The organism is Mesorhizobium sp. M0478, from assembly GCF_040321305.1.
GTDB lineage: Bacteria > Pseudomonadota > Alphaproteobacteria > Rhizobiales > Rhizobiaceae > Mesorhizobium.
The window spans coordinates 101291-114184 of the sequence record NZ_JAMYRH010000016.1 but is presented as its reverse complement, the minus strand read 5'-3'; the positions used below and the strand labels follow the sequence as shown (position 1 = coordinate 114184).

18 protein-coding genes are annotated in these 12894 nt (G+C 62.3%); 12 read left to right on the top strand and 6 right to left on the bottom strand.

Translation table 11 applies throughout. The features are described from left to right. Positions 1 to 11 precede the first annotated feature (11 nt). Together NKI64_RS28205 and NKI64_RS28200 are read right to left on the bottom strand one after the other, a co-directional pair. Entirely contained in the window at positions 12 to 1082 is a 1071-nt protein-coding gene (locus NKI64_RS28205; RefSeq protein ID WP_352445119.1) for a glycosyltransferase family 2 protein, read from the bottom strand. Next, positions 1012 to 1557, bottom strand: coding sequence for a dTDP-4-dehydrorhamnose 3,5-epimerase family protein (locus NKI64_RS28200; RefSeq protein WP_245259899.1), 546 nt, complete (start codon positions 1555 to 1557; stop codon positions 1012 to 1014). Before NKI64_RS28200 ends, NKI64_RS28205 begins: the two co-directional genes overlap by 71 nt. Positions 1558 to 1858: 301 nt before the next feature. On the opposite strand from NKI64_RS28200, the gene NKI64_RS28195 reads away from it, so the two are divergent. Together NKI64_RS28195 and NKI64_RS28190 are read left to right on the top strand one after the other, a co-directional pair. Then, positions 1859 to 2320, top strand: coding sequence for an anthrone oxygenase family protein (locus tag NKI64_RS28195; RefSeq protein WP_023669364.1), 462 nt, complete (start codon positions 1859 to 1861; stop codon positions 2318 to 2320). Positions 2321 to 2395: 75 nt separating this feature from the next. Beyond that, positions 2396 to 2953: a hypothetical protein gene (locus NKI64_RS28190; RefSeq protein ID WP_023743612.1), complete on the top strand. Its 558-nt coding sequence runs from the start codon at positions 2396 to 2398 to the stop codon at positions 2951 to 2953. Between the two features lie 43 nt (positions 2954 to 2996). On the opposite strand, the gene NKI64_RS28185 is transcribed toward NKI64_RS28190, so the two are convergent. After that, the gene (locus tag NKI64_RS28185) at positions 2997 to 3911 is read right to left on the bottom strand and encodes a LysR substrate-binding domain-containing protein (protein WP_352671438.1); all 915 of its coding nucleotides are present in this window, start codon (positions 3909 to 3911) and stop codon (positions 2997 to 2999) included. A 208-nt stretch (positions 3912 to 4119) separates the two neighbouring features. Here NKI64_RS28185 and NKI64_RS28180 point away from each other — a divergent pair, with 208 nt between their 5' ends. After that, on the top strand, positions 4120 to 5160 hold the full coding sequence (locus NKI64_RS28180; RefSeq protein ID WP_352671435.1) for a helix-turn-helix domain-containing protein: 1041 nt from the start codon (positions 4120 to 4122) through the stop codon (positions 5158 to 5160). 100 nt (positions 5161 to 5260) lie between these two features. On the opposite strand, the gene NKI64_RS28175 is transcribed toward NKI64_RS28180, so the two are convergent. Beyond that, the gene (locus NKI64_RS28175; RefSeq protein WP_023669368.1) at positions 5261 to 5773 is read right to left on the bottom strand and encodes an outer membrane protein assembly factor BamE; all 513 of its coding nucleotides are present in this window, start codon (positions 5771 to 5773) and stop codon (positions 5261 to 5263) included. Positions 5774 to 5888: 115 nt separating this feature from the next. On the opposite strand from NKI64_RS28175, the gene NKI64_RS28170 reads away from it, so the two are divergent. From NKI64_RS28170 to NKI64_RS28140, 7 genes are all read left to right on the top strand, one after another. After that, a complete protein-coding gene (locus NKI64_RS28170) occupies positions 5889 to 6431 on the top strand; it encodes a ubiquinol-cytochrome C chaperone family protein (RefSeq protein WP_023669369.1) in 543 nt (180 codons plus the stop codon). A 15-nt stretch (positions 6432 to 6446) separates the two neighbouring features. After that, the gene (locus tag NKI64_RS28165; RefSeq protein ID WP_023715400.1) at positions 6447 to 6995 is read left to right on the top strand and encodes a YceD family protein; all 549 of its coding nucleotides are present in this window, start codon (positions 6447 to 6449) and stop codon (positions 6993 to 6995) included. Positions 6996 to 7142: 147 nt separating this feature from the next. Beyond that, complete coding sequence (plsX, locus tag NKI64_RS28160) at positions 7143 to 8213, top strand: phosphate acyltransferase PlsX (RefSeq protein ID WP_023700539.1); 1071 nt, start codon at positions 7143 to 7145, stop codon at positions 8211 to 8213. A gap of 9 nt (positions 8214 to 8222) precedes the next feature. Next, complete coding sequence (locus NKI64_RS28155; protein ID WP_352671432.1) at positions 8223 to 9194, top strand: beta-ketoacyl-ACP synthase III; 972 nt, start codon at positions 8223 to 8225, stop codon at positions 9192 to 9194. Between the two features lie 104 nt (positions 9195 to 9298). Further along, on the top strand, positions 9299 to 9622 hold the full coding sequence (locus tag NKI64_RS28150; protein WP_006201891.1) for an integration host factor subunit alpha: 324 nt from the start codon (positions 9299 to 9301) through the stop codon (positions 9620 to 9622). Positions 9623 to 9756: 134 nt separating this feature from the next. Continuing rightward, positions 9757 to 10299, top strand: a complete 543-nt coding sequence (locus tag NKI64_RS28145; RefSeq protein WP_023669374.1) for a MerR family transcriptional regulator — start codon at positions 9757 to 9759, stop codon at positions 10297 to 10299. Positions 10300 to 10384: 85 nt separating this feature from the next. Continuing rightward, on the top strand, positions 10385 to 10687 hold the full coding sequence (locus NKI64_RS28140) for a hypothetical protein (protein WP_023669375.1): 303 nt from the start codon (positions 10385 to 10387) through the stop codon (positions 10685 to 10687). 73 nt (positions 10688 to 10760) lie between these two features. Here the strand turns inward: NKI64_RS28140 and NKI64_RS28135 are convergent, their stop codons facing one another. Next, positions 10761 to 11030 carry a hypothetical protein gene (locus NKI64_RS28135; RefSeq protein WP_023669376.1) on the bottom strand — a complete coding sequence of 90 codons (270 nt, stop codon included), beginning with the start codon at positions 11028 to 11030 and terminating at the stop codon, positions 10761 to 10763. A gap of 413 nt (positions 11031 to 11443) precedes the next feature. Here NKI64_RS28135 and NKI64_RS28130 point away from each other — a divergent pair, with 413 nt between their 5' ends. Next, on the top strand, positions 11444 to 11647 hold the full coding sequence (locus tag NKI64_RS28130) for a hypothetical protein (RefSeq protein ID WP_352671429.1): 204 nt from the start codon (positions 11444 to 11446) through the stop codon (positions 11645 to 11647). 216 nt (positions 11648 to 11863) lie between these two features. Beyond that, complete coding sequence (locus NKI64_RS28125; RefSeq protein ID WP_352671426.1) at positions 11864 to 12211, top strand: hypothetical protein; 348 nt, start codon at positions 11864 to 11866, stop codon at positions 12209 to 12211. 41 nt (positions 12212 to 12252) lie between these two features. Here NKI64_RS28125 and NKI64_RS28120 read toward each other — a convergent pair whose 3' ends face one another. Then, on the bottom strand, positions 12253 to 12867 hold the full coding sequence (locus NKI64_RS28120; protein ID WP_023669379.1) for a hypothetical protein: 615 nt from the start codon (positions 12865 to 12867) through the stop codon (positions 12253 to 12255). Between the last annotated feature and the right edge of the window lie 27 nt (positions 12868 to 12894).

Sequence of the window (12894 nt, the reverse complement as noted above, 5' to 3'; positions counted from 1 at the left end):
GCTGGTGGCAGTCAACCCTCATCCGGCTCGGTCCCGGCATCGCCGCGCTTGCTGTAGCGATCGAGCAATTCGCTCACGCCAGGTTCGCGCTCAGGCATCGGCGCCAGGCCACGCAGGCGCCGCAGCTTGGCAAGGAAGGCGCCACGCTTATACTTGCGGCGGAAGGCGCGGGCGCGGGGATGGATGCCAAGAGCCGCCATCAGCCTGCGCCTGAGATAACTCGATGCCGCCAGGCGAATGGGTTCGCCCGCGCAGCCAAGGATTTTCACGCGCAAGGCGTCTGGCGTCTGCATGGCATCCAGAAGATCCTTCTGTTCCTGCGCATTGTCGCCGAGATAGGAACCCTTGCGTATGCCGGAATGCAACTTGATCACCGTGAGGTGCGGCATCGTCGCGATCACCGCGCCCTTTCGCCATGCCCGAAACAGCCAGTCCTGCGAGCTTTCGCAAAAGCACTGGCTGGCGGGTCGCCAAGGTCCGAGCAGGCTGAACGAAGCGCGGCGAAACATGTGTGCCGAGCCAAATCCTTCCGTCGTGACGGGGTCGTAAAAACCATCCTTGCCGATCCCGAAGATCGAATTGACAGGATTGCCGGCCGCCGACGGCGGCTGGATGACGGCACCGCGCGCCAGCACCACGTCGGCGCCCGAGGCGTCGATCCAGCCGGTCATCGCCGCCAAATGGTCGGGAAACCACAGATCGTCGTGGTTGAGCAAGGCGACGAAGCGGCCACGCGCCCTGGCAAAGCCGATATTGTTGGGACCGGACTGTTCGCCGAAATTGACAGGAAGATCGATGTAGACGATGCGGGCATCGTCAAATTCAGCGACAACGGCCGCCGTATCCGGCCTGCAATCGTCGCCGATGACCAAGGCTTCCCAGCCTTGCAACGTCTGGCGCATGACGCTGGTCAATGCCTGCCGCAGTGCTGCCGGCCGGTTGTGCGTCGCGATCACGATCGAGACCAGCGGTTCGCCGCCGGCCTGATCGCGCTGCGCCGATGCTTCCACGCTACACCAGTCTGTAGGGAATGTGGTCAGTGTCTGGCGGCAGGCGCCAATGGTCGGGCTGATCGTAGGCATAGGCCTTGTCGACGAGGTTGAGCAGCACCGCCGTCTCCGCTCCGAGCGAAACAACACCGTGCCATATTCCGGGTGGAATGATGACGACCGCCGGGCGCAACGGGCCGATAATCTTGTGCCAGACGGCGCCGAAGGTCGGCGAGGCCTTGCGTCCGTCAAACAGCGAAATGCGAACGCTGCCGACGCAGCAGAACAGCCGGTCGGTGGTCACCGCGTGTGCATGCCAGCCAGTCACCGCGCCGGCATACAAGGTCCGTTGGAAGACCTGGCCGACCGGCTCCGAATCGAGCTCCCACTCCTCGCGAAAGATCTCGGTCAGATAGCCGGTGGAGGTTGCGACCGGCCTGATCTCCTTGACCCTCACGCCATCGATCGCCACCGGCTCGATGGGTATCCAGTCAGGCGTGACCACCTGGCCGTCAGCCGTTCCGGTCGCCATCCAGCCTGTCGGTTTTGTCCGGGTTTTTTCCGGCACGGATGCTCCTCCCAATTCAGCGTGATGCGCCATTGGCCAGCACGGTCTGATACGAATTTGACCGGTCGCTGGCAAGTACGCGTCAAGGTTTGCTGATAGGCTTCGATCTCACGGCACTTGATGTTTCCGACGCAATCGGAGGGCCGCATTGCCCAAAACATCGTTCCATCCTACCCAAGCCCGGACCGTTCGCCTGCTTTAATACCCCGGCCATTGGCCAGGACATTGCGATCGACGCGGTGTCGGGCTCGCCTCTGCGGCGATTTTGGCCAGGGAAACGACATTCGGGCAGGGAAAAGACATGGACATTTTCTTGATGGCGGCTTCGCTTGCGCTGGCTGGAATTATTGCCGGCATCTACGTCTCGGGTGTAATCCACGATTTTCGCATCGATGATCTTACCGCCGGCCAGTACATGGCCATGCATCAGATGCGCGACCGGACGTTTACCCGGGTGATGCCGTTCGTCAGGCTGACGACGCTGGTGCTGATCGCGGCGATGGCGATGTTTGCGGTCGATGCCGGCCTGCCGCGCATCCTGACCATCGTCGCCGCGGCGCTGGTGGTGATCGACATTGGCTTCACCGTCAGCCGTCAGGTGCCGCTCAACAAACAGGTGCAGAGCTGGACGCCGGTGACCATCCCCGATGATTGGGCGCAGACGCGCGACAGCTGGGCGGCCAACCACAATTTGCGCCTTGTGCTTGGACTGGCCGAATACGCCTGCCTGTTTGCCGCGGTCATCCTGACGCTCAGCCGGTGATTCAGTTTTTGCGGAACGCCGCGGCATGGGTCGGCACTTCTGCCGGCCGCCGGCGTTGAAAACAGGAGTATTGCCATGCTGCATCACGCTTCATTCAACGCCCGCGATCCGCAGGCCGTCGCCAGCGTCCTTGCCGAAATGCTTGTCGCCACCGCGGTTCGTGCGCCGTCGCCGCCATTTCCTGAGGGCGCATGGTTTGTCTGCCTCGGCGACGATTTCGGCTCGCTGATCGAAATCCTGCCGTGCGGCACGGTTCTGGACCAGCAAGCGCCGCTCGGCATCGGCTTCGACCCGAACATGCGCCTGCGCTCCGGCTCGCATGTGCTGCTCAGCACGCCCAATTCGACCGAAACCATCCAGGGCATTGCCGCCCGCATGGGCTGGCATAGCGGGCTGATCGATGCCCGCCTGTTCAAGGTGCTCAAGGTCTGGGTCGAGGACGAAACCCTGGTCGAATTCCTGACGCCCGAGATCGCACCGCTGTACCGCGCGACATTCGCCTGGGGCGGCATGGCGACACTCGACGCCAAGCTGCGCGAGCTGGAGAGCCAGATGGCGGCAGCGCTTGCCGCCAAGGCGGCGAACCAGTCGGGCCGCAAGGATGAGCAACTGGCCGATACGATGAGTCCGTGAGCCCCGACGCCTTCCGATGAGAGCTCCTGGACGGCCGCCGAGGTCAACCGTCGCCGGTGTTGTCGCCGGCTTCCGCCTTCAGCCAGTTGATGAACGATCTGGCAGGCTCCCAGGCGGAGATGGACGGGTGGACGACGACGTAGTGGTTCCAGTTCGTCGGTATGTCCGTCGTCAGGAGGCGGACGAGCCTGCCGGTGCGCAAATCGCTCTCGACCAGCGACTTCCTCGCGATGGCGACGCCCAGACCGCTCGCCGCCGCTTCGACCGCCAACAAGGTGCCATTCAGATTCATGCCGTCGCCAACCGTATCCAGCGGGAGATTGTTTCTCTCGAACCAGTGGCGCCAATTGGCGCCACTCTCGTCATTTTCGGCCGTCGTGTCGAGGATGCGGAACAGTCGCAGCACATCGTGCTGGTCTCTGACCGGGCCGTTGGCGGCGAGATAGTCGGGACTGACGACAGGAAAGATCGCATCTGCCATCAGCCATTCGGTCTCGACGGCCGGATAGTGTCCGCCGCCGAACCGCAATGCGATGTCGACTGTTCGCTGCGAAAGGTCGACGACTGCAAGATCCGCATTGATGTCGATCTCTGTTTCGGGATGCTTTTTGCGAAACCTGTGCAGACGCGGGGCCAGCCAGCGCACGGCATGCGAAGGAATGGCGGTGACCCTCAGCCTCGTGCGCTCGTTGCGCGCGACACTCGCGATCGTGCTCTGGATTTCCAGCAGTGCGCGTCTCACGCCCGCGGACAATCGTTCGCCTTCAAGCGTGAGTTCGACGCGGCGGACATGGCGGGTGAACAGAAGCACGCCGAGATCGGCTTCGAGATCGGCGATGCGGTGGCTGAGCGCGCTTGGCGTAACATTCAGCTCATCGCCGGCGCGCTTGAAGCTGCCCAGCCGGGCAATGACCGCGAAAGCACGAATGGATTCCAGTTGTGGAAGCCGTCTTGTCATTTGCCGTTACCCGATGCCGCCCATGGGTTCCTTAGCATGAATGAACAAAGCTCATCCATAGCTTCGTAAATAGTCTTTTGTCCAAGTGCGCAAATCATTGTAGCCATCCACTGCCCCCCGATTGCCGCCGTCGAATGAGAGGCCGTTCATGGAACGAGCCTCGACTACGAACGACAGTGAAATGAAGACAATCGCTTGGGAGTACCCCATGACTATTCGACCCCCCGAGTTTGCGCATGCGCGCTTTTCGACCGCCATGTGGCCGCGAGCGGAATGGCGAAACGTCTATTGCGACCTGTTGCGCCGGATGGTGACCGACATGGATTTTAACGTCACGGAGGAAAAGCTCTCCGTCGACGCGACCATCCTGCGGCTACCGGGCGTCGGCATTGCCGATTCGAGGACCACCGCCTTCCGCACCATCCGTTCCCGCGCCATGGCCAAGGGGACCGATGACTACATTTTCTTCATGTGTCTGGAGGGCGCTGCCACCTTCTCGCATCTCGGCCGCGAGGCCAGCATCGAGGCCGGCCAGGCAATCCTTCTGTCCTCCTCTGATCCGCATGTGATCGAACGGGCGATGTCGCATCATCTCTTCATCACCATCCCCAAGGCAGCGCTCGGGCCCATGGCTGCGAATGCGGATGCCGCCCTGATGACGCCGATGTCATGCGTGGGCGAAAAGTTCTTGCTGCTGACCAGCTATGTCCGTCTGCTGATGCAGGAGCCGAACCTGGCCGCATCCGAATTGCGCTGGCTTGCCGCCAAGCACATACAGGACCTTGTCGCGGTCGTGGTCGGGGCAACGCAGGACGCCACCGAGGTCGCCGCAGGTCGCGGCATACGCGCCGCGCGGCTGCGCGCCATCAAAGCCGATATCGAAAGCAATCTGGCTTCCGGCGATGTCGGGTCCGACGCGCTGGCCGGGCGCCACCACGTCAGCGCGCGCTATATCAGAAAGCTGTTCGAGGGTGAGGGGACCTCGCTGTCGCAGTTCGTGCTTGGCCGGCGGCTGGCGCTGGTTTGCAGCAAGCTATCCGACCTGCGCCTGGCACACCGCACCATCGGCGCCATCGCCTTCGACGCCGGCTTCGGCGATCTCTCGACCTTCAACCACGCCTTCCGCCGGCATTTCGGCATGACGCCTTCGGAAGCGCGGCAGAGTGCGGCTGTGCACCGCGCCTCGCTGGAGCCCGGCGGCCGAACAGGCCACGCGCTGCAAAGCGCGACGGGTGTTGCGGCCGCATGACCTCAAAACAAAAGCCCGCAGGATCGCTCCCGCGGGTTTTTGGTCGCCTGAGATGGTGTCGCTTCGGGGGAAGCAAAAATCTGAGGAAGGCGGTCGCTTCTTAGGCGCCGCCGCCAGGAATGGGGGGCGCCAGCTTGCTGGCGCCTTTGATGATCTGGCTGAGGAAGTTCTGGTCCTTCCCGCCGGTCGGCGTGGTGCGCGAGATGAAGTCGAAAATCTTACCGTCCTTCAGACCGTAATTGGCAATCTGGGTGACGCGCCCGTCCTCGCCAAAATAGACCGCGAGCACTTTCTGGTCGACCAGGCGCGGCTTGTCGAAAGCGACATAGCGCTTGCGCGTCTGCGAAATGTAATAGAACGCCTCATTGTCGAAGGTGGCTTTCGTCGATGGCGTGCCGAGCGCCAGAAGCACCTGTTCGCGGCTGGAGCCCACCGGCACCGAATCGACCGCCTGCTGGTCGATAACATAGCCCTGCGTCAGCGTCTCGCTAGGGTTAAGGTCGCCGAACATCTTGGACGAATTGCAGCCCGACAGCGCGGAAGCCACCAGCACCAGCGAAACCGCGGCGGTGGCCCCAGGCAGAAAAGTCGACTTGAATTTCAGCGCGCGCAACAACAACTCCATTAGCTGGCCGCAACTTGCGCTGGGCGGCAAAACCGGTAAACCAGCTTGCTTGCCGATGCAACAAGGCCCATTCAAACAATCGGTCCCCAGGAGACCACCCTCAATGTTCCAGCGCCTTTTTGGCCGCGAACGCAACGCCAACCGCGCTATCACCGAGGCGCTTTACGCACAAATCGTGGCGGCGGCGCGGCAGACCGTGTTTTATTCCCACTGGAATGTGCCGGATACGCCGCTCGGCCGTTTCGAGATGCTGTCGCTGCATATGTTCCTGTTTCAGCACCGGCTCCGCGGCGAAGAGGGCGTCGCGCATGAGGTCGCGCAGGTGCTGATCGACGAGTTCTTTCTCGATGTCGAGCATTCGCTGCGGGAACTGGGCGTTGGCGATGTCGGCGTGCCCAAGCGCATGAAGAGGCTGGCCAAAATGTTCTACGGCCGTACCGCCGCCTATGACGACGCGCTGGAACGCAGCGACCGCGACGCGCTTGCTGCCGCCCTGGCGCGCAATGTCAGACCCGATGCCGGCGCCTGGCCGCAAGCCTTGCCGCTGGCGTCCTATGTAATCGATGCCGCAAGGCAGCTTGAAGCACAGCCGTCCGAATCGATCGTTTCCGGTGCCGTGGCGTTTCCCGTCGCGAAAGCGGAGTGAGGAGGGGAGACCAAGATGAAACATGTGGACACGCCTAGCCCGGTCTCATTTGCGGCCAATGTCGGCCGCCTGCCGCACAAAGGTTTGCAGGTGGTGATCGACGCCGACGCCGCGCAGCGCGCAATGCTTGCGCGCGAGCACGAGCTGCTTTCGGTCGAAAACTACCGTGCTGAGCTTTTGGTGGCGCCGTGGAAGCGCAATGGCGTCAAGGTCAGCGGCCGCGTCGAGGCTGATATCACCCAGGCCTGCATCGTCACCCTTGAGCCGGTCGCGGCCCATATCGACGAAGAGGTCGAGGCGCTGTTCCTGCCCGAACAATCCAAACTCGGACGGCAAGGTTTCGAAGGCGGTGGCGAAATCCTGCTCGACGCCGAAGGGCCGGACAGCCCGGAAACTTTCTCCGGCGACACGATCGACGTCGGCGCGCTCGCCGAACAGTTCTTCGGGCTGGCGATCGATCCCTATCCGCGCAAGGCAGGCGCCTCGCTCGATGCCGCCGGCCCGAACGAGCCCGTCGAGAATGAATTCCAGCAAAAGCTGCGATCCTTGCTTGGAAAATCCTAAAACACGAAGCGATCGGAGAAAAGCCGGTTGTGCGGCAGCCCAAAACCGCTATTTTCGCCGAACCTTCGCGAGCCCCTGAATTTCGCGAGTTTCGTATTTCTTTCGCGGGCCATGTGCCCTGGCCCAAGCTAGTGAGATAAAGACCGCGTGATCAGGATTTCCATCGATGCCATGGGTGGCGATCACGGGCCAAACGTGGTCATCCCGGCACTCATGACGGTCGCCGTCAGGCGTCCCGACATCCGCTTCGTCATATATGGGCGCGAGGAATTGGTGCGCCCCGAACTCGCCAAATTCCCCAAACTGGCCGAGGTCAGCGAGTTCCACCATTGTGAAGTCGCGGTCAGGATGGACGACAAGCCGAGCCAGGCGCTGCGCCACGGCCGCTGGAAGTCGTCGATGTGGAAGGCTGTCGAAGCAGTCAAGAGTGGCAGCGCGCAGGCCTGCATTTCGGCCGGCAATACCGGCGCGCTGATGGCGATGTCGAAATTCTGCCTGCGCACGATGGCGACCATCGACCGTCCGGCGATCGCGGCGATCTGGCCCACGATGCGCGGCGAGAGCGTGGTGCTGGATGTCGGCGCCACCATCGGCGCCGATGCGCACCAGCTGATCGACTTTGCCATTCTCGGCACCGGCATGGCGCGCTCGGTGTTCGGCATCGACCGGCCGAAAGTCGGCCTGCTCAATGTCGGCGTCGAGGAGATCAAGGGACAGGAAGAGGTCAAGGAAGCCGGGCGCATGCTGCGCGAGGCCAACATGGCCTCGATGAATTATCATGGCTTCGTCGAGGGTGACGACATCGGCAAGGGCACGGTCGACGTGGTCGTCACCGAGGGCTTTGCCGGCAACATCGCGCTCAAGACGGCAGAAGGCACTGTGCGCCAGATCTCAGGCTATCTGCGCGCCGCGATGAACCGCACGCTGATGGCCAGGATCGGCTATGTCTTCGCCAAGGGCGCTTTCGACCGCCTGCGCGAAAAGCTCGATCCGGGCCGCTCCAATGGCGGTGTTTTCCTGGGTCTGAACGGCATCGTGGTAAAGAGCCATGGCGGCGCCGATTCGGACGGTTTCGCGGCGGCCATCGAGCTTGGCTACGACATGGTGCGCAACAATCTGATCGACCGCATCGAGGCCGATCTCGACCTGTTCCATGCGCGCAACCCGCATGCCCAGGCAAGCAGGAAATCCGACGCCACCGTCGACGAAAAGGAATAGGAAAGAGCTTTGATCAGATCAGTCGTGCGCGGCACCGGTGCTGCGCTGCCCCGCCGCATCATGAAGAATGCCGATTTCGAAGGCATGGTCGAGACCTCGGACGAGTGGATCGCCCAGCGAACCGGCATCCGCCAGCGCCATATCGCCGCCGATGACGAGACGACGGCATCCCTGGGCGAGGCGGCGGCGCGCGCAGCGCTCGACAATGCTGGTCTTTCGCCTGCCGACATCGACCTGATCGTGCTGGCGACCTCGACGCCCAACAACACCTTTCCGGCGACCGCCGTCGAGATCCAGAACCGGCTCGGCATGCATCACGGCTTTGCCTTCGACCTGCAGGCGGTGTGCTCGGGCTTCGTCTATGCGGTGACCACCGCCGACCTCTACATCAGAGGCGGCCTCGCCAAGCGCGTGCTGGTGATCGGCGCGGAGACCTTTTCCCGCATCCTCGACTGGAGCGACCGCTCGACCTGCGTGTTGTTCGGCGACGGCGCCGGCGCGCTGGTGCTGGAAGCGGATGAGGGCACCGGCGGCATTGCCGACCGTGGCGTGCTGGCGATGAGCCTGCGCTCCGACGGCGCCCACAAGGACAAGCTTTTCGTCGATGGCGGTCCCTCGACCACCGGCACGGTCGGCCATCTCAGGATGGAAGGCCGCGAAGTGTTCAAGCACGCCGTCGGCATGATCACCGATGTCATCGAGGCGACGTTTTCGCAGGCCGGCATAACCGCCGACGACCTCGACTGGTTCGTGCCGCATCAGGCCAATAAACGCATTATTGACGCTTCGGCCAAGAAGCTCGGGATTGCTGAGCAAAAGGTGGTGGTCACCGTCGATTTGCACGGTAACACCTCGGCTGCTTCCGTGCCGCTGGCGCTTTCGGTGGCCTTCGCCGACGGTCGCATCAAGAAGGGTGATCTCGTGCTCCTGGAAGCGATGGGCGGAGGCTTCACCTGGGGCGCGGTTCTCGTTCGCTGGTAAGTGCCGAACGGTCCGGTTTCGGTCCTTGACCTTGCCGGATCAATTACTTAGGCTCTGCCTTTACCTGTATCGATTTATGTTTTTTGAACTGATGGGACGGTCGCATGGGGGGAAAGACACTTACGCGCGCCGACCTTGCCGAAGCTGTTTACCGTAAGGTCGGCTTGTCACGCACTGAATCGGCAGAACTCGTCGAAGCGGTGCTGGACGAAATCTGTGAAGCCATCGTACGCGGCGAGACGGTGAAGCTGTCGTCCTTCGCCACCTTCCACGTCCGTTCCAAGAACGAACGCATCGGCCGCAATCCCAAGACCGGCGAGGAAGTGCCGATCCTGCCGCGCCGGGTGATGACCTTCAAGTCGTCGAACGTGCTGAAAAGCCGTATCCTGCGCTCGCACCAGAACAGCAAGGCCAAGGGCGGCAAATAGGTTCTGCCGCAGGCTTCGGTTGAAAACGCCGGGCCGTTTTGACGCCGGGCTTGAATATTGTTTCATAAACCGCTGAAATGATACCCGATTCGGCAGACTGGGCCGGATCGCCGTCCAGCGTGAGGATTTCGCCCATGGACAAGAGCCCCGACGCTTTCCGCACCATCAGCGAGGTCGCGGAGGATCTCGATCTGCCGCAGCACGTGCTGCGCTTCTGGGAAACCCGTTTCAACCAGATCAAGCCGATGAAGCGCGGCGGCGGCCGCCGCTACTACCGGCCGCAGGATGTCGAACTGATCAAGGGCATCCGCCACATGCTCTACGACCAGGGTTACACGATCAAGGGCGTGCAGAAACTGCTGCGCGAGAACGGCAACCATTTCCTGGTCGCCATCGGCAATGGCGACATGGCTGCCGTCGAAGCGATCTCGCAGCGCAGGCAGGCCGATCAGGTGCCGCTGACGCCAGCCGCCCAGCCGCGCGGCATGGATGACGAGATGCTGGTCGGCCAGCCCAAGGTAAAACCCAGCCGCCGCTTTTTCGGCCTGGGCAAGACCGAGGAGGAAGGTCCGGTCCAGCCTGGCGCATCGAAACTGTCGCGCGACAACCGGGCCTTGCTGCAGGAGGCGCTGTTTGACCTCCTGGAGTGCAAGCGCCTGCTCGACCAGGTGCGCTAACCTTTCCGCTGCCCTCGGGCAAGCAGACCGGAACCGGTTCTGCGGCCATGCGTTTGGCCTTCTCTCAAAAGAAGGAAAAACAATCATGGTATCGCTTTCGACCCTCTCCGATCTCGATCTCGAAAAGCAGGTCGCGACCCTTTCCAAAGAGCTCGCCGCGTTGCGCAAAGTCGTGGCCAAACGCGGCGGTGCTTACTACGAGGACGGGCGCGATGCCGCTTCGGACTATTATGGGCAGCTTGCCGACCTTGTCAGCGATGCGCTGCCGGCGATCAGGAAGCAGGGCAGGGCGATCGAAAAGACGGCGCGCGATCGTCCGGCAACAGCCGCTGCTGTTGGGTTGGTCGTGGTCGGCCTTCTCGCCAGCCTGTTGCTCAGCCGGCGCTAAAACAATTCACGAAAACAAAAAGAAAATGGCGGCCGTCCCGCGGACGACCGCCATTTCCCTGATCTGCGGCCGATTACTTGGCGAGCTTGATCTTGGCCTGCGGCGAAACCTGCGCGGTCTGGCTGCACTTGCCATAGACAGTGCCATTCTTGTCCGTGGCGTCGGTATAGGTGCCTTTGCACTCGATCGAGAGCACCAGGCAATGACCGGAGCCCTTGCAAACCGCGCCGCCGTCGCCCGTGGGATGCGTGCCGTTGGCGAAAGCCGAGGTCGGAACGGAAGCCGAACCGAAGGCCGAGACGATGAGGGCCGCGGCGAGCGTGATGCGCTTGAAGTTGGTCATTTGAGCATTTCCTTCTCTGGATCGAGGATCGCCACCATGGCGTCCTTCTGTGTTGGGATCGCCTTCTCGGCGTCCATGCCGGTTAGTGCGGCCTCCAAAGCAAAGGTTCATGCGTGGTTCGAATTTTCTTCGCGTTTTTTCGCGACGTCGATTTTTAGCCTTCGCCAACGGACGGCGCCTGGCGGGGGCGGCATCGATCATGCATTTTCGCGTGAAGGCCGCTGAGGTAGCGGCGCGGCATCCCATGCGAAGGTCACACCGTGGCGTGCCCAAATGGCCGGCCAAGACCTAGTCCGCGCCCGGCTCTTGTCAGGTGGCGGCAGCAGTCATTGCCGCCACTTGGCACCGCGCTTTCTGCCACTCCCGGCTGCGACTATAACGCCAGTCCAAAGGTACCGGCGGAGGAGACGGGCGTGGTCGCAAATTACATCGACGGGTTCATCATGTTCTGCGCTGGGCTGTGGATGACAGGCGTTGGTTTTGGGCTGCTCCAAAGTCCTTTTCAGGCCCAGAAAGGTCAGCAGCCATGGTGGCTGCAGGTCGCGAAGCATTTCAAATGGATGGGACCGCTTTTGATTTTGATCGCAATAGTGCTCGCGTTCGCGGCGCCGTCCTAGCGGGTTCCGACAGCATTGAGAGACCCGTGGTGTCCTGCAACTGGCAACCGCTGTGTTGTCGGCCTTGCGCCTGATACGTTCGTTGGGGTGCGCTGTGGTTGCTCGCGTTCTGGCGCATCGGCGCCATCGAATCCTGCCTTCAGCTTTTCCACGTGTCGCCTGGCAAAAACCAACGGGAAGGCGGCCTTGGCGAGGACTCCAGGACCAGCCTTCCCGTTGGGCAAGTCGGCCGTGTCAGGCCTTCTTGGCCTCCACCTTCTTGTGGTGGTGGTGGTGGTGGTGATGGTGATGGTGATGGCGGTGATGCTTGTTGTGATGATGATGATGATGGTGGTGATGCTTCTTGTGCAGCGGTGCTGCGTCGGCGCTGCTGGCGCCGATGAGCGGCAGAGAGACAGCCAGGGCAAAAGCCAGCCCGAGAGCCGACAGGAGGGACTTCTTCATGACTTCGTTTCCTTTTCTGCGCGGGCTGAATTTGGCCGTCACCGAGCAAGATCGGTGCCGGTGAACCCCGCAGTCATGACTATCGCCTCCGAACTTTTCGACAGTTTTTCCGGACTGTAGAATTTTGTTTCTGGATTGTGTCTGGCGGCTTCGTCGGCAACTTACATCGGCGGAATGACGCCGTTTGTGCCGACAACGACCCGGCCCGCGGTCAGCTTGCCGTCACTGCCGCGCTCGGCGTTGACGAACACCACAGCGCCAGGCTTGAGGTCGGCGGGCGTCGCCGGCGCAAAGGTCACCACCGGCGTCGTCTGCGGGATCGCGATCTGCTTTTTCTGGCCATTGTCGTAGGTCAGCGTCACCGTGCGACCTGCAATCTCGGTGACATCGGCGACCGTGCCGTTGGTCATCCGGCTGTTGGGCTCGAGATCCCACGGGCGGTCGCCTTCGCCGGCGCCCTTCAGCGCGGCCGGGAAGATCACCACCTCGAGCGCGCCGCTGCCGCCATCGGCCTTCGAAACAGAGGCAATGCCGAGGAAATCGCCTTGCTTGATATCCCCGGCATCCGCCTTGGCGACGCCGGAAATCTTCCACCCTTCAGCCAGCGCGATGGCGTCGGTAGCGCCTTCGCGGGTCTTCACCGTCAGCGTCGCTCCGGCAAAGGCGGTCACCGTGCCGCGAATGCGCACGGCCTCGGCGGCTTGCGCCGCGACCATGCTCGCGCCAGCGAGGCCTGAAATCGTGGCGAGCACGATGGCTGATGTCTTGAATGTCATGGATCTGATCCTCTTGGGAAAAGCTGG